The organism is Ruegeria sp. AD6, from assembly GCF_056542325.1.
Genome location: NZ_JBQFZQ010000001.1, coordinates 1,177,923 through 1,193,508, shown reverse-complemented (window position 1 = coordinate 1,193,508; position 15,586 = coordinate 1,177,923). Strand labels below are relative to the sequence as shown.

Below are 15,586 nucleotides of genomic sequence, written 5' to 3'. Positions count from 1 at the left end.
GGCCTCGGGGCAACCCGGTGGCCGTTTTTCGTTTCTCTCGTGCGGAAAAAACTCACGCATGAGGTCACAGGCAAACATGACTTTGATTACCCCGGAAGAGCGGATTTCCCAGACGGCTGACTTGTTGCAGTCGCTTGAGAGGTCCATTCGCGATCTGCGGCAAGCGGCGGAAGACCTGCGCAAACAGATCGGTGCCGGGGAGGATGCAGATCTTGCTGGTTCAGCCAGGCAACTCGGGCAGTTAGAGGGGCTGATCCGAAGTTGTCAGAAAGTGGAGACAAGCTTTGTCGAACAACATCACAGACAAGCCGGAATTGCCCAAGGGGGATATGCGCTCGACCTTGAGCGCGCTCGATTTGAAATCGGGTGCAGGTTGGCTCGCCTCCGCCGATGCTGCGGTGCGAGAGAGATTTCTGAGTGAGATCGGGGAGGGGGGGCTGTGCGCCCTCCCTTTCCTGTTCGAGTTCTGGGCGCTGCCGCATCAATTGCCGCCCGAGGGCGATTGGCGGTCATGGGTGATCATGGGCGGGCGCGGCGCGGGCAAGACGCGCGCCGGGTCCGAGTGGGTGCGGTCGATGGTCGAGGGGTCTTTGCCGCTGCATCGCGGAGAAGCCAGCCGGGTGGCGTTGGTCGGTGAGACCTTTGATCAGGTACGCGATGTGATGATCTTTGGCGATAGCGGGATATTACAGTGCTCGCCGCCGGATCGTCGGCCCACATGGAAGGCGTCGGAACGGAAACTGATCTGGCCCAACGGGGCCGAGGCGCAGGCGTTCTCGGCGCATGATCCCGAGGGGTTGCGTGGCCCTCAGTTTGACGCGGCTTGGGTGGATGAGCTGGCCAAGTGGAAGAAGGCGGGCGAGACCTGGGATATGCTGCAATTTGCGTTGCGGTTGGGGGAGCGGCCTCGGGTCTGCGTGACCACGACACCGCGCAATGTGAAGGTTTTGAAGGCGTTGCTGGCCTCTCCCTCCACCGTGCAGACCCATGCGCCGACCGAGGCGAACCGGGCCAATCTGGCGGACTCGTTTTTGGAAGAGGTGCGCGCACGGTATGCGGGCACGCGGCTCGGTCGGCAGGAGTTGGACGGTGTGTTGCTGTCGGATGCCGAGGGGGCGCTGTGGACGGGTTCAATGCTGGAGGCCGCGCGCTGTGCGCAGGTGCCCGATTTGGATCGGGTTGTGGTCGCGCTGGACCCGGCGGTGACATCCGGTTCAGGTTCGGATGCTTGCGGGATCGTGGTTGTGGGGGCGCAAGTGCAGGGGCCGCCCGAGGAGTGGCGTGCTTATGTGCTGGCTGACCGGACGGTGCAGGGCATTGGGCCTGCTGGTTGGGCGCAGGCGGCGATTGACACGATGGATGAGTTCGGGGCCGAACGGCTGGTGGCCGAGGTCAATCAGGGTGGCCAACTGGTGGAAGAGGTCGTTCGGCAGGTGGACCCTCTGGTCCCGTTCCGCGCGGTGCGGGCCTCACGCGGCAAGGTTGCGAGGGCCGAGCCTGTGGCGGCGTTGTACGAGCAGGGCCGGGTGTTTCATGTGGCCGGTCTGGACGCGCTGGAGGAGCAGATGTGCCAGATGACCGCGCGCGGGTTCGAGGGGCAGGGCTCGCCCGACCGGGTCGACGCGCTGGTCTGGGCGCTGCATGAGTTAGTTGTGGGGCCTGCGGGGGCGTATCGGCGGCCTAGGGTGCGGAGTTTGTGATCTCGCCTTGGATTTTGACTCTAAGAAAAATGCTTGAAAAACAATGCGTCCATAACCAGAGTTCGTTCATTGAATGCTTGGAGATTGTAAATGCTTGCACGGCTTGTTCGAAACTATGAGTTGCTCAGAGCGCAACGACTGGTCGCAAAATGTGAGTATTCCAGAGCAGAGCGAATTGTTTGCCGACTTCTGGAGAAACACCCGCGTTCGGTAGGCTACAATCTGTTTCTGGCTGATATCAAATTGTTCGAAGGCGACATAGAACGAGCTTTGTCTATGTATAGCGCAACGAAGCAGATATTGGACAGCGAGCAGGAAGTGACGCAGGAAAACAGACGGTTCTATGCGGCGTATATGAATTTTAGAACCACCGCGATCCAATTTCATAATAAGGGTCAAGAATTTGCGAAGTGGCGCGAGTTCGCGGCGTTGATTAATAAACTTGAGGCGGACCGCCTTGTCAAAAGACTGTTTCCGTTGCCTGAGTAGCTGCTGCTACGCCTTTTCGAACTAGTCTACATCTTCATGAGTTGTTCTTTGTACCCGGTAGGCAGCAGGTCTTCGGCATCGTGTGCCGCTTGTGCCACCCGCTGGTAATATCCGTCGAAACTTTTTTTGTAGTCGTCGACCGTGCTCATTTCTTTATGCAACGCATAGCGTAGGTCACACAGAACTTCGTAGATCTCGATTATCTTTTCGTCTTGTTTGCTCATTACTAGTTTCTCAAGTTCGAATGCTAGGAATACAGGCTTTTGCTGTACGGTTCGGAACCGCATTTGAATGGCGGGTAAAGCACTCTGGCCTCCCGTTTATTCAAATGGTTATGTCATTCGACTTTGCAATTAAACTACAAACTCGCGCCTTCTTTGACCTACCCGTTGCCCAACTCCCGTACGCCCCATTCCCAAGCCCTAAACTTCTTTCCGTCATAACTCCTTTCAACAAGCCGGGCAGAGCGGCGGCAGAAAGGAGCACAGATGGTATTCGATTTCTTGCGTCGTGGATCGGCTGGCGAGGCACCCGAGGCGAAGGCGAGCGCGGCGGGGCCTGTGGTGGCGTGGCAGACGGGTGGGCGCGTGGCGTGGAGCCCTCGGGACGCGGTGTCGCTGACGCGGACGGGGTTTTCGGGGAACCCGGTGGGGTTTCGCTCGGTCAAGCTGATTGCCGAAGCGGCGGCGGCCTTGCCCTTGGTGTTGCAGGATCAGGCGCAGAGGTTTGATGTGCATCCGATCCTGTCGCTGATGCGCCGACCGAATGCGGCGCAGGGGCGGGCGGAGTTGATGGAGGCCTTGTTCGGGCAGTTGTTGTTGTCGGGCAATGCCTATGTCGAGGCGGTGCAGGCCGAGGAAGGGTTGCCGGTTGAGCTGCATGTTTTGCGCTCGGATCGGATGAGCGTGGTGCCCGGGGCGGATGGATGGCCCAAAGCGTACGACTACGCCGTCGGCGGCAAGAAGCATCGGTTTGCTGCCGACGCGATCTGCCATATCAAGTCGTTCCATCCTCAGGATGATCATTACGGGTTCTCGCCCATGCAGGCGGCCGCGATGGCGATTGATGTGCATAACAGTGCGTCTCGGTGGTCGAAGTCGCTGCTGGACAACGCGGCGCGTCCTTCGGGGGCGCTGGTGTGGAAGGGCGACGGCCATGGGGTGATGGCCGAGGATCAGTTCCGCCGCCTGTCCGATGAGATTGAGCAGAACTATCGCGGGGCGCGCAATGCCGGGCGGCCGATGGTTCTGGAAGGGGGGCTGGATTGGAAGCCGATGGGCTTTTCCCCTTCGGACATGGAGTTTCAAAAGACCAAGGAAGCCGCCGCCCGCGAGATCGCGCTGGCCTTTGGGGTCCCGCCGATGCTGCTGGGGATCCAAGGCGACGCGACCTATTCGAACTATCAGGAGGCCAACCGGGCGTTCTATCGCCTGACCGTGCTGCCCCTGGTGACGCGGGTGGCGGCGGCGGTGTCGGACTGGCTGGCGGGCTTTACCGGCGAGGAGTTGGTGTTGAAGCCCGATCTGGATCAGGTGCCCGCATTGTCGGCGGAACGCGATGCGCAATGGGCGCGGGTCAACGGGGCCGATTTCCTGAGCGATGCCGAGAAGCGCGCTTTGCTGGGGCTGCCGGAGCGTGCCGATGGCTGAGGGGTATCCCCCGTTCGAGTGCGCGCCGGGCCTGCGTCTGGCCGCGCATGAGCGGGTGGCCGAGATCCAGCACGCTCACCTCTGTCGGCGACTGGATCAGATCGAAGAGATGATGGAACGGCTGGAGCGGCGGTTGTGGCTGACGGTCTATGGCGTGGCGGCGGTGATCCTGGCGCAGGCGTTTCAGTCATTCCTTGTGGCGGCGCCATAAAGTCAGTGAGTTACATGGAGAAGTTCATGGATTTGGAACATAAATTCGCGCGGTTTGGGGACGGTCTGTCCGTCTCGGATGATGCGGTGATTGAAGGCTATGCCAGCCTGTTCGGGCAGGTCGATCAGGGCAGCGATGTGGTGCAGCGCGGGGCGTATCGAAGCTCGCTGGCCGGGCTGGCCGAGGCGGGTCAGCGGGTCAAGATGCTGTGGCAGCACGACCCGGCCCAGCCCATCGGCGTCTGGGACGAGGTGCGCGAGGATGACCGGGGCCTTTGGGTCAAGGGACGTCTGCTGGAGGCGACGCAGAAGGGCCGCGAGGCAGCGGAACTGATCCGCGCCGGTGCCATGGACGGACTGTCGATTGGCTATCGCACCAAGCGGGCCGTGAAGAATGACAAGGGCCAGCGGGTCCTGACCGAACTGGAGCTGTGGGAGGTGTCTTTGGTGACCTTCCCGATGCTGCCCAGTGCGCGGGTGGCGGCGAAAGGGGCAGACCCCGAAACCGCGTTCACCTGGCGCAGTATTGCCGAGGTGTTCCGAGATGCCCGGCAGGAGCTGGCGCGGATCTAGCGCCGCAACCCCCCAATAAGGAAGTGCTGATGAGCAAGACCGAGACCCCGGCCTTGACCGGAGAGGGTGCGTCCCTGGTTCAGGAGGTGAAGCAGGCGATGGCTGGCTTCGTGAATGAATTCAAGGGCCTCAAGGCCGAAGTTAAAACCAAACTGCAACAGACAGAAGAGCGACTGACCATGCTGGATCGTAAATCAACCATCGCGGCGCGTCCGCATCTTGCGGCCTCGATCGAAGACGGCGCACCGCATCAGAAGGCGTTCGACGCTTATGTGCGGTCCGGCGAGGATGACGGGCTGCGCGGGCTCGAGATGGAAGCGAAATCGCTGTCCACCGCGGTCAACAGCGATGGCGGCTATCTGGTCGATCCGCAAACCGCTGAGACGGTCAAGTCGGTGCTGAACTCGACCGCTTCGATCCGTTCGATTGCGTCGGTGGTGAATGTCGAGGCGAACTCGTTCGACGTGCTGATCGACCATACCGATGTGGGCGCGGGCTGGGTGGATGAGGCGTCGACTACGGCAGAGACCTCGACGCCGGTGATTGACCGTATCTCGATCCCGCTGCACGAGCTGAGTGCGCTGCCCAAGGCCTCGCAACGTCTGCTGGATGACAGCGCGTTTGACGTCGAAGGCTGGTTGGCCGGTCGCATCGCGGACAAGTTCGCCCGTGCCGAGGCCGCAGCCTTTATCAACGGGGATGGGATCGACAAGCCCAAGGGCCTGATGATCCACCGTGCGGTGGCGAATGACACCTGGTCGTGGGGAAGCCTGGGCTATGTGGCCACCGGCATCGATGGCGGCGTTGATGCGGATGCGATTGTCGATGTGGTCTACGCGCTGGGCGCGCAGTACCGGGTCAATGGCACCTTCGTCATGAACTCGAAAACCGCCGGTCAGATCCGCAAGCTGAAGGACAGCGATGGCCGCTTCCTGTGGTCGGACGGTCTGGCCTCTGGTGAGCCTGCGCGTCTGATGGGCTATCCGGTGCTGATTGCCGAGGATATGCCGGATGCGGCGTCCGACAGCTTTGCCATTGCCTTTGGCGATTTCCAGGCGGGCTACACCATCGCCGAACGCCCCGATCTGCGCGTGCTGCGCGACCCGTTCAGCGCCAAGCCGCATGTCCTGTTTTACGCGACCAAGCGCGTCGGCGGTGACGTGAGCGATTTTGCTGCGATCAAGCTGCTGAAATTCGGCACTGCCTAAGCGGTGACGGATCCGGGGGGCCATTGGCCCCTCGGGCGGCGGGCGCGGGCCGGGGTGAGATCCCCCGCGTTGTCTAGCTGCTCCCCTCCGTCCGAGCAACGTGGGGCGGCGCGTGCCCGCCAATTTCCTGAAGTGACGACCCCCGGAGGGGGCCGAGATTGCGGAGTGAATGGATGATGTTGATCGAAGAAACCGCCATCGCGGATGCGGCGCTGCCGGTGGATCAGTTCAAGGCGCATCTGCGGCTGGGCACAGGCTTTGCCGAGGACAATGTGCAGGACGAGGTGCTGAAGGGTTTTCTGCGGGCAGCGATTGCGGCGATTGAGGCGCGCACGGGCAAGGTTCTGATTGAACGCGCTTTTTCCTGGAGCCTGAACGGCTGGCGCGATCGGTCTGGCGAGGTTTTGCCGGCTGCCCCGGTCTCGGCGATTGATGTGGTCACGGTTACCGACGCGGCTGGCGTGGACAGCGTTGCCGATGACGGTGCTTATCGGCTGGAGCGCGACAGTCAGCGCCCCCGGCTGCGGCCTGTGGCGACTGCTTTGCCCAAGGTCCCGACCGGGGGCAGTGTGAAGATTGATTTCACCGCCGGGCTGTCGGTGGATTGGGGCGGATTGCCCGCCGATCTGGGGCAGGCGGTGCTGCTGCTTGCTGCCCATTACTACGAATATCGCGATGAAACAGCGCTTGGCGCGGGCTGCATGCCCTTTGGCGTCACCAGCCTGATCCAGCGCTACCGGATTGTACGCTTTGGCGCAGGGGTGACCCAATGAGCGCTCCGCATCTGAACCGCAAGCTGGTGCTTGAGGCCCCCATACGCGTGGCCGACGGTGCGGGTGGCTTTGCCGAGACCTGGGAGGCGCTAGGCACAGTATGGGCCGAGATAACAGCGCGCAGCGGGTCCGAGCGATCCATCGCCGGGGTGCCGGTGTCGCGCGTTGGCTATCGCATTGTCGTGCGCGGCGCGCCCGAGGGGTCCTCGATGCGGCCTTCGCCGGATCAGCGTTTCGTGGAAGGCGCGCGCCGCTTTGTGATCCGCGCGGTCGCGGATCGGGACCCACAGGGCCGGTATCTGACCTGTTTCGCAGATGAAGAGGTGGCGGCATGAGTTACGGCGTTTCAGCTGCTTTGCAGGCGGCGGTGTTTCAACAGCTTTCGAACGACGCCGATGTCAGCGCCCAATCCGGTGGCGCGATCTATGACGCGGTGCCCATCGGAACCGTGCCCGAGACCTACGTGACGCTAGGCCCGGAGGAGGTCCGGGAAGCCTCGGACAAATCCGGCGCGGGTGCATTGCATCGGTTCACGGTTTCCGTGGTGTCCGAGGCGGCTGGTTTCAGCGCGGCCAAGATGCTGGCCGGGGCAGTGTGCGATGCGCTGGAAGGCGCGGACCTGACCCTGGATCGGGGGCGTCTGGTTGGGCTGTGGTTCGAACGTGCCCGCGCCCGGCGCACCGGAACAGGCGGCGCGATCCGCCAGATCGACCTGAGATTCCGCGCCCGCGTGGAAGACGACTAAGCAATCAACGGAGAGAGCACATGGCTGCCCAGAACGGAAAAGACCTGTTGGTCAAAGTGGATATGAACGGCACGGGCCTGTTCGAGACCATCGCGGGCCTGCGCGCCACGCGGATCAGTTTCAACGCGGAAAGTGTGGATGTGACAACGCTGGAAAGCCAGGGCGGCTGGCGTGAGTTGCTGTCGGGGGCGGGGGTTAAGTCGGCCTCGATCTCGGGCTCGGGCGTGTTTCGGGACGAAGGCACGGATGAGCGCGCGCGGCAGTTGTTCTTTGATGGTGAGACGCCGGGCTTTCAGGTGATCATTCCCGATTTCGGCATTGTCGAAGGCCCGTTTCAGGTGACCGGCATCGAATACGCAGGCTCGCACAATGGCGAGGCGACCTATGAGATGAGCCTGGCAAGCGCCGGTGCGCTGAGCTTCACGGCGCTCTGATGGCCAATCCGTGGACGGGCGAGGTGGCATTGACCATCGATGGGGAGCGGCGGGTGCTCAAACTGACTTTGGGTGCCTTGGCGGAGTTGGAGCAGGAACTGCAGGCCGGGTCGCTGGTCGATCTGGTGCAGCGGTTCGAAGGTGGGGCCTATTCCAGCAGTGATGTGCTGGCGCTGATCGTGGCCGGATTGCGCGGCGGTGGGGCCGATGTGGCGCGGGCCGATGTGATGCATGCCGAGATCACAGGCGGCCCCATGGCAGGCGCAAAAGCGGCGGCAGAACTACTGGCGCGGGCCTTCATGGTGCCGGGTGGCGCATGAGCGGGTTCGACTGGCCTGTTCTGATGCGGGCCGGTTTCGTCGGCTTGCGCCTGACGCCGGAACAGTTCTGGCGTCTGACCCCTGCCGAGCTGCGGCTGATGCTGGGGCAAGGCGCCGGGATTCCCGCGATGAACCGCGCCGGACTGGACGCGCTGTTGGCGACCTACCCGGACAAGCAACTAGGAGAGCGTGATGACGGATCGTGACGGGTTTGACGACCTGCAGGAACGGGGCGAGGCACTGGGCGACTCGCTGAGTGATGCGGCCAGCATGGCAGCGGCGTTTGACGGGCAGATGAAGCGCATCAGCGCAGCTTTTGAAGAAACCGGCAAGGATGTCGCCACGCTGGAACGCGGCATGTCCAGCGGGTTGCGCAAGGCCTTTGACGGCGTTGTGCTGGACGGGATGAACCTGTCGGATGCGCTGGACGTGTTGAAGAACTCGCTGATCCAGACGGCCTATGCGGCAGCGATCAAGCCGGTGACGGATCACTTTGGCGGGTTGCTGGCCAACACAGTCGGCAGCGTGGTGCAAGGGGTTCTGCCCTTTGCCGATGGCGGCAGCTTCAGTCAGGGGCGCGTGATGCCCTTTGCCAATGGCGGCGTGATCAGCGGCCCGACCACCTTCCCGATGCGGGGCGGCACGGGGCTGATGGGTGAGGCGGGCCCCGAGGCGATCATGCCCTTGGCCCGCGGGCCGGATGGCAAGCTGGGCGTGCGCACCTCGGGCGGTGGGCGCGCGGTCAATGTCGTCATGAACATCACAACACCTGACGTTCAGGGGTTCCGACGCAGCCAGGGCCAGATCGCGGCACAGATGAGCCGGGCCCTGGGGCGCGGCAATCGCAACAGATAATACCGGGAGCAGATCATGAATTTCCACGAGGTCAGATTTCCGGCCAGCCTGAGCTTTGGCTCGGTCGGCGGGCCAGAACGGCGCACCGATATCGTGACGCTGGCCAACGGGTTCGAAGAGCGCAACACACCCTGGGCGCATTCGCGCCGCCGCTATGACGCGGGGCTGGGTATGCGCTCACTGGACGATATCGAGACGCTGATTTCCTTCTTCGAGGCGCGACAGGGGCAGATGTTCGGCTTCCGCTGGAAGGACTGGTCTGATTTCAAGTCCGGCGTGGCCTCGGCAGATGTTGCGATGGATGATCAGGTCATCGCGCTGGGCGACGGGGTGCGCACCGTGTTTCAACTGGTCAAGACCTACACATCCGGCGGCGTCAGCTATGTGCGTCCGATCACCAAACCGGTTCTGGGCACAGTTGTACTGGGGCTGGATCAGGACGCCGTGCGCGAGGGCGTGGATTTCGAGGTCGATCTGAACACCGGCTCGGTGACCTTTGCCGATCCGCCACCCGAAGGGATCGAGATCACGGCGGGGTACGAGTTCGACGTGCCGGTCCGGTTCGACACTGACAAGATCCAGACCAGCGTGGCCAGCTTTCAGGCCGGTGACGTACCGAATGTTCCCGTGGTCGAGGTGCGTGTCTGATGGCCGGAGATGTTCAGGGGCTGCATGGCCATCTGCAAAGCGGGCTGACCACGGTTTGCCGCTGCTGGGCGATAACGCGCACGGATGGGCAGGAATACGGGTTCACCGATCACGATTTGGAACTGGCCTTCGAGGGTCTGACCTTCAAGGCCAGCACCGGCCTGACCGCCGCCGCCATCGAGCAGGCCACCGGCCTGTCAATCGACAATACCGAAGCGATGGGTGCGTTGTCCGATGCAGCTGTGCGCGAGGAGGACATTGAAGTCGGTCGGTTCGATGGCGCTCAGGTACGGGCCTGGCTGGTCAATTGGGCCAATCCGGACCAGCGGATTTTGCAGTTTCGCGGTTCAATTGGTGAGTTGCGGCGCGCTGGTGGTGCTTTTCATGCCGAATTGCGTGGGCTGACGGATTTGCTGAACCGGCCCGTGGGGCGGGTGTATCAAAAGCCCTGCACCGCCGTCCTTGGCGACCGGTCCTGCCGATTCAATACGGATGCCGAAGGTTTCTGGATCGAAGCGGATATCGTCGGGTTCGACGGGGGCACTCAGATCCGACTGGCGGGTGGAGCGGCCTTTGCGTCCGGGTGGTTCAAACGCGGTCGCCTGGACGTGCTGTCCGGATCTGCCAGTGGGCTTTGGTCCTCGATCAAGACGGATCAGAAAACTACCGGTGGGCGAGAGATCACCTTGTGGTCCAGTATCGGCGGCGGGCTTGCCTTGGGCGACCGCGTCCGTCTGACCGCCGGGTGTGACAAACGCATGCGCACCTGCCGGTTGAAGTTCAACAACCTGCTGAATTTCCAAGGGTTCCCTGATCTTCCGGGCGAATACTGGATGATGGCCGTGCCCAAGAAAAGCAATCCGAACAAAGGGGGAAGCAGGCGGTGAAGCCCAACAGACAGGATATCGTGGACGAGGCGCGCGACTGGCTTGGTACGCCATACGTCCATCAGGCCTCGACCAAGGGGGCGGGTACGGATTGCCTGGGGCTTTTGCGCGGTGTGTGGCGGGCGCAAATTGGCCAGGAGCCCGAAGAGGTGCCGATCTACAGCATGGATTGGTCCGAACCTCAGGGCGAGGAACGGATGTGGGTGGCGGCGCAGCGTCATCTGACCGAAAAGCCAATCGCGGATCTGGCCCCGGCGGATGTGGTGTTGTTCCGCATGCGTGACGCTGGCGTTGCCAAGCATCTTGGGATTGTGACCGGCATCGGCGCGGTCCCGCGATTCATTCATGCCTATTCCGGATATGGCGTTGTGGAAAACGCACTCAGCGATCCGTGGCGTCGCCGCGTGGTCGCTTGTTTTGAATTCCCGTTGGAGGACCGCTGATGGCGACTATTCTATTATCCGCAGCCGGGGCTGCGCTGGGCGGCTCAATCGGTGGTACGGTTGCGGGCCTTTCGACTGCCATCATTGGCCGCGCCGTCGGGGCCACACTGGGACGTGTGATTGATCAGAGATTTCTGAGCCAATCCGTCATGGGCGGCGGCAGTGAAGTGGTGGAAACCGGCCGCATGGACCGGTTTCGCCTGACCGAGACAGGCGAGGGTGCCCCGGTTTCGACCGTGTTTGGCCGGATGCGGGTCGGCGGGCAGGTGATCTGGGCATCGGACTTTCTGGAAACCCGCAGTGAAACCACCGAAGGCGGCGGGGGTGGCAAAGGCAAGCCCAAAGCCCCCGAGGTTACGACCGTCACCTACAGCTACTCGATCTCGCTGGCGATTGCCGTTGGCGTCGGTACGATTGCCGATGTCGGGCGTATCTGGGCCGATGGGGAAGAGCTGGAGCACAACAGCCTGAACATGCGCATCTATCGCGGTACGGCAAATCAGTTGCCGGACCCGCTGATCGAGGCGATTGAGGGCGCGGGAAATGTTCCGGCCTATCGCGGTACGGCTTATGTGGTGATCGAGGATTTTCAGCTTGCCGCGTTCGGCAACCGCGTCCCGCAATTCTCTTTCGAAGTTGTGCGTCCCTCACAGAGCGACATGCCAGACTATGAAACCTCGCTTCCCCAACTGGTGCAGGGCGTCGCGCTGATGCCCGGCACGGGTGAATATGCGCTGGCCAGTCAGCAAGTGAACTATGCGCTGGGCTACGGCAAGAACGCACCGGCCAATGTCAGCTCGGCATCAGGTCGGACCGATCTGGTGTCGTCCACGCGGGCGTTGGGACGGGAACTGCCGGGATGCGACGCCGCCTCGCTTATCGTTTCGTGGTTCGGGGATGATCTGCGCTGCGCGTCCTGCGAAATTCGGCCAAAGGTCGAGCGTCGGGATGCGGATGGACAGGGGATGCCATGGCGTGTCTCGGGCGTCCGGCGCAGTTACGCTCAGATCGTAGCGCATGACGACAATCGCCCGGTTTATGGCGGAACCCCGGCGGATGCTTCTGTGGTCGAGGCGATCCGGCACCTGAAACAGCGCGGCAAGCGGGTCATGTTCTATCCGTTCATTCTGATGGAGCAGTTGAAGGGCAACGGTTTGCCTGACCCCTGGTCTGATAACGCCAACCAGCCGCACCTGCCATGGCGCGGGCGCATCACCTTGAATATCGCGCCGGGACGTACCGGTTCACCGGATCAAACCATCTCGGCGGATGTGCAGGTGGCGCAGTTCTTCGGGACGGCACGCGCCAGCGATTTTGTGGTTGGCGACGGCGTTGTCACCTATACCGGTCCGCAGGAATGGGGCCTTCGCCGCTTCATTCTGCACTATGCGGCGTTGTGCAAGGCCGCGGGTGGGGTCGATTCCTTCTGCATTGCGTCCGAGATGCGAGGCCTGACTCAGATCCGCGGTGCCAACGGGTTCCCGGCGGTGGCGCAGCTGCGCGCGCTGGCGTCCGAGGTGCGCAAGATTTTGGGTCCAAACACGAAAATCGGCTATGCGGCGGATTGGAGCGAGTATTTCGGCTATCAGCCACCCGGCACCAGTGATCGGCTGTTCCACCTCGATCCCTTATGGGCAGATGATGACATCGATTTTGTCGGCATCGACAATTACATGCCCCTGTCCGACTGGCGCGACGGCGAGGATCATCTGGATGCCGCCGCAGGCGCGCCGTCGATCTACGATCTGGACTACCTTCGCAGCAATATCGAAGGCGGCGAAGGGTATGATTGGTACTATGCATCGCCCGAAGAGGACGTGGCGCAAATTCGCACTCCGATCGAGGATGGCGAGCATGATGAGCCGTGGATCTGGCGGTACAAGGATCTGCGCAACTGGTGGTCGAACACGCACCACAACCGGATCGATGGCGTAAGGCAGGCAAACCCGACCGATTGGGTGCCGGGCTCGAAACCGATCTGGTTCACGGAATTGGGCTGCGCCGCCATTGACAAGGGCACGAACCAGCCGAACAAGTTTTTGGACCCCAAATCCTCGGAATCCCGGCTTCCGGCCTATTCGAACGGGATGCGCGACGATTTCATTCAGGTTCAGTACCTGACGGCGATGCTGACCTATTGGGCCGATCCTCAGGTGAATCCAAAATCACCCGTCTACGGCAAGCCCATGGTGGATCTGTCGAACGCCTATGTCTGGGCCTGGGATGCGCGACAGTTCCCGGCCTTCCCGAACCGCCGCGGGAAATGGAGCGATGGGGCGAATTATGCCCGTGGCCATTGGCTGAACGGGCGGTCCGGCGCGCGCACGCTGGCCTCGGTCGTGACCGAGATCTGCCATGGCGCAGGTGTCACCGATATTGACGTCAGCGGCCTATACGGTGTGGTGCGGGGCTATGTGATCGAAGATGTCACCAACGCGCGCTCGGCCCTGCAACCGTTGATGCTGCGCTATGGGTTCGACGCGATCGAGCGGGATGGCGTGTTGCGGTTCCAAATGCGGGACGGCTTTGGCGCCATTGACGTCGATCCGGATCGCCTGGCGATTAGCGCTGATCTTGACGGCACCGTCGAATATCGTCGCGAGGCCGAAGCCGAGATGACCGGTCGGGTCCGTCTGCGTTTTGTCCAATCCGATTCCGACCACGATATTGTGGCGGAAGAGGCGATTTTGCCCGACGACAAAACCCATTCTGTCGCGGTCAACGAAATGCCCTTGTCGATGACACGTGGCGAGGGGCGGCAAACTGCTGAGCGGTGGTTGAGCGAGGCGCGGGTGTCCCGCGACTCTGCGCGTTTTGCGCTGCCGCCCTCCATGATGCATCTTGGGGCGGGGGATGTGGTGCGGTTGTCTGACGATGACACCGGTGCGCGGTACCGGATCGACCGGCTGGAAAGCGCCGGGTTGCAACTGGCCGACGCGGTTCGCATTGAACACGGTGTCTACAAGCTGTCGGACATTGAAGACGAACCCCCGACTGTGCGGCCCTATTTGGCCCCGGTGCCCGTTTTGCCGGTCTTCATGGACCTGCCGCTGATCACCGGGGCCGAGTTGCCGCACGCGCCGTATCTGGCTGTTGCAGCGGACCCATGGCCGGGAAATGCCGCCGTCTATAGCTCGACCAATGATCAGGGCTATTCGCTCAGCGATGTGATCACCGCCCCGGCGACGATTGGTCTGACTGAAACGCCCCTGCGACGCGCAAGTGCCGGGGTCTGGGATGAAGGCCCGTTGCTGCGGGTTCGGCTGATTGACGGTCAGTTGGAATCTCAACCGCGCGAGTCTTTGCTGAACGGTCTCAATCTGGCGGCCATCGGGGATGGAACGCCCGGCAACTGGGAAATCTTCCAGTTCTCAAGCGCCTATCTCGAAAGCCCCGGTGTTTATGCCTTGTCCGGGCGGCTGCGGGGCCAGTTGGGGACCGACGCCTTGATGCCGGATGCCTGGCCCGATGGCTCACTCTTTGTGCTGCTGAATGACAGCGTCTCGCAGATCAACCTGTTGCGGACCGAGCGGCGCGTGGACAAGCACTATCGCATCGGACCGGCAACGCGCGGTTATGATGATCCGGCTTATGAGCACCTGGTTCACGCCTTTGACGGTAACGGGTTGCGGCCCTATTCCCCCGCGCATTTGGCGGTGCGTCAGATCTCCGCCGGTCATGAGGCGACATGGGTCCGGCGCACCCGGTTGGACGGTGATGACTGGTCTGGTCTGGATGTTCCGCTGGGCGAAGAGACCGAGTCTTATCTCGTTCGGGTCCACTCGGGCGGCACGGTCATTCGCGAGGATCTTTCAACACAGCCCCGCTGGACCTACTCAACGGCGATGCGGATCGCGGATGGCGTGACCGGAGCGTTTGAGATTGAGGTCGCGCAGGTCTCGGCCATATTCGGGCCGGGCGCAACGGCGCGCGCGACCGTTGGGTAAACCGCCGCCATGCGTCCGGTTCTTCACGGCGATCTCAGTTCGGCGGCGCGGGCCTTGCTGGCCGCGCCGCGCCTTAGCCGCAAGCGCCTGTGCGTGCAGATGATTACCGAGGCGGAACTGGCCGACGCCCATGTTCAGAAAACCGGGCGTCTGCATCCTCTATATGGCAACGGCTCGCTTATGGCCGCGGCGCGTACACGGGTTCTGGCGGATGAGCCGGGGTTTGACGATGTGCAATATTGCCAGTGTTTTGAGATGGTTCTGCGACAGTTGATCCGTTTTCACATCAGCCGGACGCGCAACTGACGCATTTACTGGCCGCCAGATCCAGCTTCAGACGGCCATCGGGAATCCGCTCGCCACAATCCTCGCAATAGCCGTATTCACCGTCCTCAAGACGTTGCAAGGCGGCGTTCAGGCGGTGGGCTTCAATATCCCGGTTGGCCTGCTGCGCCTTGGCCATGGCCTGATATTGCAGCGCATCCATGCGGCTGAGCCGTCCAACCGCTTGCTGATCCAATTCCACTACAGCCTGTGCCTGCTGCCCCGAGGCAGAAAGTGCCGCCAATTCGGCCAATCGCTCGCGAATTTGTGTCTCGAAATAACGGCGCTGGGACTCATTCATTTTCGTTGCGATGCAGTTCACGGGTTTGCGTTTGGTGTTTTTGCCACTAAATGGCATTCTAGGCGCAGCAAAGGATCAAA

General features: G+C 62.2%; 20 protein-coding genes. 18 read left to right on the top strand and 2 right to left on the bottom strand.

Annotation, left to right across the window (positions count from 1 at the left end; genetic code table 11):
- The first annotated feature begins 329 nt into the window (after nucleotides 1-329).
- Nucleotides 330-1,700 carry a DNA-packaging protein gene (locus ACR0KJ_RS05815; RefSeq protein ID WP_480626280.1) on the top strand — a complete coding sequence of 457 codons (1,371 nt, stop codon included), beginning with the start codon at nucleotides 330-332 and terminating at the stop codon, nucleotides 1,698-1,700.
- A gap of 90 nt (nucleotides 1,701-1,790) precedes the next feature.
- Entirely contained in the window at nucleotides 1,791-2,189 is a 399-nt protein-coding gene (locus ACR0KJ_RS05810; RefSeq protein WP_480626159.1) for a hypothetical protein, read from the top strand.
- Between the two features lie 26 nt (nucleotides 2,190-2,215).
- Here ACR0KJ_RS05810 and ACR0KJ_RS05805 read toward each other — a convergent pair whose 3' ends face one another.
- Nucleotides 2,216-2,413 (bottom strand): hypothetical protein, encoded by a 198-nt coding sequence (locus ACR0KJ_RS05805; RefSeq protein ID WP_480626158.1) that lies wholly within the window; start codon nucleotides 2,411-2,413, stop codon nucleotides 2,216-2,218.
- A 264-nt stretch (nucleotides 2,414-2,677) separates the two neighbouring features.
- Between ACR0KJ_RS05805 and ACR0KJ_RS05800 the strand changes: the two genes are divergently transcribed.
- The 16 genes from ACR0KJ_RS05800 (at nucleotide 2,678) to ACR0KJ_RS05725 (ending at nucleotide 15,187) form a co-directional block, all read left to right on the top strand.
- Nucleotides 2,678-3,838: a phage portal protein gene (locus ACR0KJ_RS05800; RefSeq protein ID WP_480626157.1), complete on the top strand. Its 1,161-nt coding sequence runs from the start codon at nucleotides 2,678-2,680 to the stop codon at nucleotides 3,836-3,838.
- The gene (locus ACR0KJ_RS05795; protein ID WP_170449893.1) at nucleotides 3,831-4,049 is read left to right on the top strand and encodes a GTA head formation protein, RCAP_rcc01685 family; all 219 of its coding nucleotides are present in this window, start codon (nucleotides 3,831-3,833) and stop codon (nucleotides 4,047-4,049) included. The genes ACR0KJ_RS05800 and ACR0KJ_RS05795 overlap by 8 nt, the downstream gene beginning before the upstream one ends.
- 26 nt (nucleotides 4,050-4,075) lie before the next feature.
- A complete protein-coding gene (locus tag ACR0KJ_RS05790) occupies nucleotides 4,076-4,621 on the top strand; it encodes an HK97 family phage prohead protease (protein WP_480626156.1) in 546 nt (181 codons plus the stop codon).
- A 29-nt stretch (nucleotides 4,622-4,650) separates the two neighbouring features.
- On the top strand, nucleotides 4,651-5,829 hold the full coding sequence (locus ACR0KJ_RS05785) for a phage major capsid protein (protein ID WP_480626155.1): 1,179 nt from the start codon (nucleotides 4,651-4,653) through the stop codon (nucleotides 5,827-5,829).
- 173 nt (nucleotides 5,830-6,002) lie between these two features.
- Nucleotides 6,003-6,602: a head-tail connector protein gene (locus ACR0KJ_RS05780; protein ID WP_170621986.1), complete on the top strand. Its 600-nt coding sequence runs from the start codon at nucleotides 6,003-6,005 to the stop codon at nucleotides 6,600-6,602.
- On the top strand, nucleotides 6,599-6,937 hold the full coding sequence (locus ACR0KJ_RS05775; protein WP_170449902.1) for a phage head closure protein: 339 nt from the start codon (nucleotides 6,599-6,601) through the stop codon (nucleotides 6,935-6,937). Before ACR0KJ_RS05780 ends, ACR0KJ_RS05775 begins: the two co-directional genes overlap by 4 nt.
- Nucleotides 6,934-7,347 (top strand): DUF3168 domain-containing protein, encoded by a 414-nt coding sequence (locus tag ACR0KJ_RS05770; RefSeq protein WP_170449904.1) that lies wholly within the window; start codon nucleotides 6,934-6,936, stop codon nucleotides 7,345-7,347. The genes ACR0KJ_RS05775 and ACR0KJ_RS05770 overlap by 4 nt, the downstream gene beginning before the upstream one ends.
- Before the next feature lie 20 nt (nucleotides 7,348-7,367).
- Nucleotides 7,368-7,781, top strand: coding sequence for a phage major tail protein, TP901-1 family (locus ACR0KJ_RS05765; RefSeq protein ID WP_170449906.1), 414 nt, complete (start codon nucleotides 7,368-7,370; stop codon nucleotides 7,779-7,781).
- Complete coding sequence (locus tag ACR0KJ_RS05760) at nucleotides 7,781-8,101, top strand: gene transfer agent family protein (RefSeq protein WP_170449909.1); 321 nt, start codon at nucleotides 7,781-7,783, stop codon at nucleotides 8,099-8,101. Before ACR0KJ_RS05765 ends, ACR0KJ_RS05760 begins: the two co-directional genes overlap by 1 nt.
- Entirely contained in the window at nucleotides 8,098-8,307 is a 210-nt protein-coding gene (locus ACR0KJ_RS05755; RefSeq protein WP_480626154.1) for a rcc01693 family protein, read from the top strand. Before ACR0KJ_RS05760 ends, ACR0KJ_RS05755 begins: the two co-directional genes overlap by 4 nt.
- A complete protein-coding gene (locus ACR0KJ_RS05750; RefSeq protein WP_170449913.1) occupies nucleotides 8,294-8,956 on the top strand; it encodes a phage tail tape measure protein in 663 nt (220 codons plus the stop codon). The genes ACR0KJ_RS05755 and ACR0KJ_RS05750 overlap by 14 nt, the downstream gene beginning before the upstream one ends.
- Nucleotides 8,957-8,971: 15 nt before the next feature.
- The gene (locus tag ACR0KJ_RS05745; RefSeq protein WP_170519355.1) at nucleotides 8,972-9,604 is read left to right on the top strand and encodes a DUF2460 domain-containing protein; all 633 of its coding nucleotides are present in this window, start codon (nucleotides 8,972-8,974) and stop codon (nucleotides 9,602-9,604) included.
- A complete protein-coding gene (locus tag ACR0KJ_RS05740; protein WP_480626153.1) occupies nucleotides 9,604-10,491 on the top strand; it encodes a DUF2163 domain-containing protein in 888 nt (295 codons plus the stop codon). The genes ACR0KJ_RS05745 and ACR0KJ_RS05740 overlap by 1 nt, the downstream gene beginning before the upstream one ends.
- Complete coding sequence (locus ACR0KJ_RS05735) at nucleotides 10,488-10,934, top strand: C40 family peptidase (protein WP_170519349.1); 447 nt, start codon at nucleotides 10,488-10,490, stop codon at nucleotides 10,932-10,934. Before ACR0KJ_RS05740 ends, ACR0KJ_RS05735 begins: the two co-directional genes overlap by 4 nt.
- Entirely contained in the window at nucleotides 10,934-14,881 is a 3,948-nt protein-coding gene (locus ACR0KJ_RS05730) for a baseplate multidomain protein megatron (protein ID WP_480626152.1), read from the top strand. Before ACR0KJ_RS05735 ends, ACR0KJ_RS05730 begins: the two co-directional genes overlap by 1 nt.
- A gap of 9 nt (nucleotides 14,882-14,890) precedes the next feature.
- Entirely contained in the window at nucleotides 14,891-15,187 is a 297-nt protein-coding gene (locus ACR0KJ_RS05725; protein ID WP_170449923.1) for a DUF7742 family protein, read from the top strand.
- Here ACR0KJ_RS05725 and ACR0KJ_RS05720 read toward each other — a convergent pair.
- A complete protein-coding gene (locus ACR0KJ_RS05720) occupies nucleotides 15,168-15,506 on the bottom strand; it encodes a TraR/DksA C4-type zinc finger protein (protein WP_170449926.1) in 339 nt (112 codons plus the stop codon). The two genes, ACR0KJ_RS05725 and ACR0KJ_RS05720, sit on opposite strands and share 20 nt — an antisense overlap.
- Nucleotides 15,507-15,586 lie beyond the last annotated feature (80 nt).

Excerpts from the sequence above, each read along its gene's own strand:
- ACR0KJ_RS05730 (WP_480626152.1), top strand. The coding sequence starts at position 10,934 with ATGGCGACTATTCTATTATCCGCAGCCGGGGCTGCGCTGGGCGGCTCA.
- ACR0KJ_RS05795 (WP_170449893.1), top strand. The coding sequence starts at position 3,831 with ATGGCTGAGGGGTATCCCCCGTTCGAGTGCGCGCCGGGCCTGCGTCTG.
- ACR0KJ_RS05815 (WP_480626280.1), top strand. The coding sequence starts at position 330 with ATGCGCTCGACCTTGAGCGCGCTCGATTTGAAATCGGGTGCAGGTTGG.
- ACR0KJ_RS05810 (WP_480626159.1), top strand. The coding sequence starts at position 1,791 with ATGCTTGCACGGCTTGTTCGAAACTATGAGTTGCTCAGAGCGCAACGA.
- ACR0KJ_RS05800 (WP_480626157.1), top strand. The coding sequence starts at position 2,678 with ATGGTATTCGATTTCTTGCGTCGTGGATCGGCTGGCGAGGCACCCGAG.
- ACR0KJ_RS05765 (WP_170449906.1), top strand. The coding sequence starts at position 7,368 with ATGGCTGCCCAGAACGGAAAAGACCTGTTGGTCAAAGTGGATATGAAC.
- ACR0KJ_RS05775 (WP_170449902.1), top strand. The coding sequence starts at position 6,599 with ATGAGCGCTCCGCATCTGAACCGCAAGCTGGTGCTTGAGGCCCCCATA.
- ACR0KJ_RS05725 (WP_170449923.1), top strand. The coding sequence starts at position 14,891 with ATGCGTCCGGTTCTTCACGGCGATCTCAGTTCGGCGGCGCGGGCCTTG.
- ACR0KJ_RS05760 (WP_170449909.1), top strand. The coding sequence starts at position 7,781 with ATGGCCAATCCGTGGACGGGCGAGGTGGCATTGACCATCGATGGGGAG.
- ACR0KJ_RS05740 (WP_480626153.1), top strand. The coding sequence starts at position 9,604 with ATGGCCGGAGATGTTCAGGGGCTGCATGGCCATCTGCAAAGCGGGCTG.
- ACR0KJ_RS05790 (WP_480626156.1), top strand. The coding sequence starts at position 4,076 with ATGGATTTGGAACATAAATTCGCGCGGTTTGGGGACGGTCTGTCCGTC.
- ACR0KJ_RS05770 (WP_170449904.1), top strand. The coding sequence starts at position 6,934 with ATGAGTTACGGCGTTTCAGCTGCTTTGCAGGCGGCGGTGTTTCAACAG.
- ACR0KJ_RS05745 (WP_170519355.1), top strand. The coding sequence starts at position 8,972 with ATGAATTTCCACGAGGTCAGATTTCCGGCCAGCCTGAGCTTTGGCTCG.
- ACR0KJ_RS05720 (WP_170449926.1), bottom strand. The coding sequence starts at position 15,506 with ATGAATGAGTCCCAGCGCCGTTATTTCGAGACACAAATTCGCGAGCGA.
- ACR0KJ_RS05785 (WP_480626155.1), top strand. The coding sequence starts at position 4,651 with ATGAGCAAGACCGAGACCCCGGCCTTGACCGGAGAGGGTGCGTCCCTG.
- ACR0KJ_RS05755 (WP_480626154.1), top strand. The coding sequence starts at position 8,098 with ATGAGCGGGTTCGACTGGCCTGTTCTGATGCGGGCCGGTTTCGTCGGC.
- ACR0KJ_RS05780 (WP_170621986.1), top strand. The coding sequence starts at position 6,003 with ATGATGTTGATCGAAGAAACCGCCATCGCGGATGCGGCGCTGCCGGTG.
- ACR0KJ_RS05805 (WP_480626158.1), bottom strand. The coding sequence starts at position 2,413 with ATGAGCAAACAAGACGAAAAGATAATCGAGATCTACGAAGTTCTGTGT.
- ACR0KJ_RS05750 (WP_170449913.1), top strand. The coding sequence starts at position 8,294 with ATGACGGATCGTGACGGGTTTGACGACCTGCAGGAACGGGGCGAGGCA.